Raw genomic sequence first — 4187 nt, 5'->3', positions numbered from 1 at the left:
AGTGAGTCAGGTAAGCATGTGGCTAATAATATCCCAGGGAAAAATAACAGTCATTATGTGAATAATTTAAAAAGCAAAAATATATATTGTAACATGATTGCTTTTATATCTGGGGTTTTGATGACTCTTTTTATAAATTATTTAGGGCAACCGGAGGTTGCACTGGAATTCAAGAGAGTTATACCTGATGCTTTTCTTACAGAAATGCTTGTAAATTATTCTGGATGTTCAGAATATACATCTGATCAAACAGATTCATGGACTCGCCTTAGAAAAAAAATGGATGGTTTTGAAGAAACTCTAAATACAATTGAAAAGAATCGAGGTTATATTACTATATCCAAGCTAAAAACGATAGTTCATGATATGAAAAATACTCTTCTTGAATATCCCCCTTCCTTGAATATAAGACTTTCAAATTTATATAACAATGAGTATACCGATAAAGAGGATATAAAAAGAGAGCTTGAATCAATAAGAAGTGACATTAATAAATATAAATGCCAAAGTGCTGAGTTGAAATTAAAAAATGAGCGCTTATTAAAGGAGAACAAAGATGGGCAGAAATCTACGAATCTTAAATCGTAGTTGGATATAGGGTTGTAGTAGTATGGTTCCTTACAGGTTTAATGCACAAATATATGCATGACATGACATGGGGAGCTACGGAGAGATTATATTAATACATAATGGTGAATTATGAATTTTATATATAAAGTAAATATGAAGCATCAGTGGCGTCCTGGAATAGGTGGTTTTGTCGACCTTAATTGTGGATGGTATTGCCAGGATGCTTTGCTTAGCTGGTATTGTAGTAAAAATAATATTGCTAATGCTATATTAAAGCAAAGTGCAAAAAGGAATAGATTAAATTATGGTTTTTCTCCAGAAGATAGTTTTTGTTATAGCATTAGTATTCCCAGAGATATTTCTTTTTATAAAGATGCTCTTTTAAAACATGGTCCTATTATTGCGTCAGGAAAATTAGGTATGGCAGACTTTGGGGTGTTGGGGGGGGTTAATCATTATATTCTAATTGTCTCTGTTGATACAAAACGGAAAAAGATATTTATACAAGATCCGTTAAATATTAATTTTGGCAGACCTGGATATTCTGGGTATAGTATATGTGATTTTTATAATGTTGTCGGGAGAATAGAGGAAACATTGGTCATTAATAAATATAAAGTTAAACACTTCACAGGCTAAAATAGATATGAAGCATGCCTATCATTGTCTAAATAACTGATTTTAATTTAATCGCTGCCATTTTTTCTTCCTTATTTGGGGCTTGGATATGAAGTGTTGGCGCTGCTCTGCGCCATACCAGTCCGGTAGCAGGTAACCATTGCTGGATGGTTGAAGCATGTAGCGGACAACCGGTGAACTCACGGACTTTTATCGCCAGCAGTTCGCTACTCCAGCGGGAAGATTGATAACCGAAATCGCCGGGAGAATGCTTAACAAGCTCACGCAGTAATGCGCAAAGATGTTCGAATGGCCAGCATCTCCCTCGTCTTGACGGCAATGATTTCAGGTCTTCAGCACCAGACTGAGTGAACCTGTTAATCCAGAGACCAATCGATGAGTGGGCACAGTAGAGCGTGCTGGCAATATGGCTGACGGTGTCACTACGATGTAGCCATTAGCATGGCTGTGAGTGCCGGGTGTGGTTTTGTCCTTTGTTTTATGGAGTGTTTTCTACATGAGGCGTCGTTCAGTTCCTGGTATTGGTGCTATGATCGGCATTGTTCAGTCCGGTTGGTGATTTGGGATATTCAACGATTGATCAGATCGCATAAACCTGACTAAGTTCCCCTGAGTGATCTACTATTCTGAACAGTTATTTAGTGTGTGAATTGCCAAGGATTATCTAGATAACACCGGACTCTCTATATAATCAAAAATATGACTCTAAAATTCTTCCCGCATTTCTTAGATGCGGTGTCACTTAAACATGTAGCGATTTACAATGTGAATACCTGAACCTCGCTTTGGTTACCCCAAATTACATGAGTATGATCCATCATGGGCGGTTAGACAATTGTGGGGATGGGATTTATATTGTAATTTATAACATTTATGTATGATTCTTGTTGGTCTGGCCCCCTAAATTTCTGATGGACAATATCACTGATTTAAGTATGTGATATGTTGATTTAATTAGTGGCGCTTTAATTATTATCCAAAAGGAGAAATTATATGATTTACTATTATTATCCATTCGATGACGATGAGAGTTTTTTGGAATTATTAGATGAAAAAATTTTTATTGGAGAAAAAACAGGTGTGGAACCTATAACGTTTATGTATAATCAAGCAGGAAAATATATAAGACTTATAAAGGGTGGCGACCGACTATATATTGTAGCGCATGGTAGTACCTCTGGTATTGGTCATGGCCTGAATTATAATGACTCATTAACCCCATCCCAGTTAGCTAATAAGTTGTTACAGTTAAAATTAACAAAGGAAATATCAGATATACGGGTTTTTGCTTGTGATAGTGGCCTTAAACATTCAATGCATATACCGTCATTTGCTCAACGTTTCAAGGAATCAATGTTATCACTTGGATATAAAAAAGTTATAGTTACAGGATATTTGGGGCAAGTTTACTTTTCTCGAGATAACCGAATAAACAAAAATTTTAAACTCGATAAAAGGCAAAGAAAGGGGATTGTTCCGTCTCCTGAAGTCTTTCAGAGTTATCTCAGTAATGAGATTTTTATTGCAAGTCAGTTTAAAGTTAAATTTTAACTTTTGGATTACGTAGTCTGCGAGTGATAGGTTTCTCCGCCTTGCTGAATAGTATTATGCAGAGTGCCATACTGATGGCAATGGAGTCGAGTTTGGTGGGCAATTGGGGAATACAAATCTCTACGTGGGTGGGTAACGTTCGGTTCTGTGAGCACCCGAGGGGAGGTTCTCTCGGGTGAAGTGTGTGATTCATAGACATCGTTTCACTATAATGCCTTACTATGAACAGGGAAATTCAGCAGCGGCTACAGTAGGTAAAACTCTATGAAACGTCTGGTGACGCGGGGTTCGTATGCCGTCGCTGCGGTATTTCCCGCCCCACATTACGTAAATGGTGGCGCAGATATCTGGCTCAGGGCATCGCTGGTCTGGAAAGCCATAGCCGTCGCCCTAAACATTCACCATCAACGAAAACCGGCGCTGGCGAAGTCTCTCTGATTCTGGAGTTACGTTCCCTGCGAAATTTGGGTGCAAGGAGGATTCAGAGCGAGTTAAAACGACTTCATGCAATCTCACTGGCAGTGGCAACGATCCACAAAGTTCTTTGCCAGAATAAGGTTAAACCTGTCGTTAAATTCCGGCGTAAAGCAGATTTTATTCGCTACGAACGCCCTGTTCCCGGTGATCGGGTCCAGATGGATACCTGTAAAATTGGCCCCGGTTTGTATCAGTACACATCTGTTGATGACTGCACTCGCTACAGAGTCCTGAGACTCTACTCTCGTCGCACGGCTGCAAACACACTGGATTTTATCGATTGTGTTATTGAAGAAATGCCTTTCCCGATACAGCGCTTACAGACAGACCGGGGAAGAGAGTTTTTTGCCGTTAAGGTGCAGGAGAAATTGAAAGAATCCAGCATCAAGTTTCGTCCAAATAAGCCAGCCTCACCTCATCTTAATGGCAAAGTTGAACGTTCTCAAAAGACAGACAAAGCCGAGTTTTACGCTACCGTAGACCTCTCAACTGATGACCTGAAAGAACTGCTGGCAGAATGGCAGCATTACTATAACTGGGAACACCCTCATAGCGCTCACAACGGTAAAACTCCGATGGAGCGCTACTTCGAACTTGCAGAGCAAACACCATACTCTGATGCCGTTCACGCAAGCTATCAGCCCAATGAAGAGCATATACAGGAACAGAATTACAAGCTTGAACTTGAACTGAGAAAATTGAAACGATGTCTATGAATCACACACATTATTGCTGGGTAAGATTAATTCTCCTTGTTTTAATGAGACCAATTTCTTTTGTAATCAGCTCAGTCAATGACAAGGTGTTGCGGGGGGATATTTTTAAGTGTTAATCTTTCTTTAAAGAAAGATAGGGCTTTCTGGTAATGACTCCAACTTATTGATAGTGTTTTATGTTCAGATAATGCCCGATGACTTTGTCATGCAGCTCCACCGATTTTGAGAACGACA

The 4187-nt window shown here is 39.1% G+C and carries 4 protein-coding genes and 2 pseudogenes; 4 read left to right on the top strand and 2 right to left on the bottom strand.

Features of this window, described 5'->3' with window-relative positions; translation table 11 throughout:
• The coding region (locus tag BEB42_RS25665; protein ID WP_272897079.1) for a VasL domain-containing protein at positions 1-588 on the top strand (588 nt) is incomplete at its 5' end.
• Between the two features lie 111 nt (positions 589-699).
• Positions 700-1209 (top strand): hypothetical protein, encoded by a 510-nt coding sequence (locus tag BEB42_RS25660; protein ID WP_001009465.1) that lies wholly within the window; start codon positions 700-702, stop codon positions 1207-1209.
• 49 nt (positions 1210-1258) lie between these two features.
• On the opposite strand, the pseudogene BEB42_RS26940 reads toward BEB42_RS25660, so the two are convergent.
• A pseudogene (locus tag BEB42_RS26940) lies at positions 1259-1749 on the bottom strand (IS630 family transposase); the annotation flags it as partial.
• A gap of 453 nt (positions 1750-2202) precedes the next feature.
• On the opposite strand from BEB42_RS26940, the gene BEB42_RS25650 reads away from it, so the two are divergent.
• Together BEB42_RS25650 and BEB42_RS25645 are read left to right on the top strand one after the other, a co-directional pair.
• Complete coding sequence (locus BEB42_RS25650; RefSeq protein ID WP_000642189.1) at positions 2203-2760, top strand: hypothetical protein; 558 nt, start codon at positions 2203-2205, stop codon at positions 2758-2760.
• A 221-nt stretch (positions 2761-2981) separates the two neighbouring features.
• Positions 2982-3953, top strand: a pseudogene (locus tag BEB42_RS25645) (IS481 family transposase).
• 160 nt (positions 3954-4113) lie between these two features.
• On the opposite strand, the gene BEB42_RS25640 reads toward BEB42_RS25645, so the two are convergent.
• Positions 4114-4187: IS1 family transposase (locus BEB42_RS25640; protein ID WP_004200914.1), on the bottom strand; the 74-nt coding region annotated here is incomplete at its 5' end.

Origin of the sequence: Escherichia sp. MOD1-EC5990, assembly GCF_002965285.1 — a bacterium.
In the GTDB taxonomy this organism is placed as follows: Bacteria; Pseudomonadota; Gammaproteobacteria; order Enterobacterales; family Enterobacteriaceae; genus Escherichia; species Escherichia coli_F.
The sequence above is the reverse complement of the archived record's forward strand: the minus strand, read 5'-3'. Positions and strand labels throughout refer to the sequence as shown.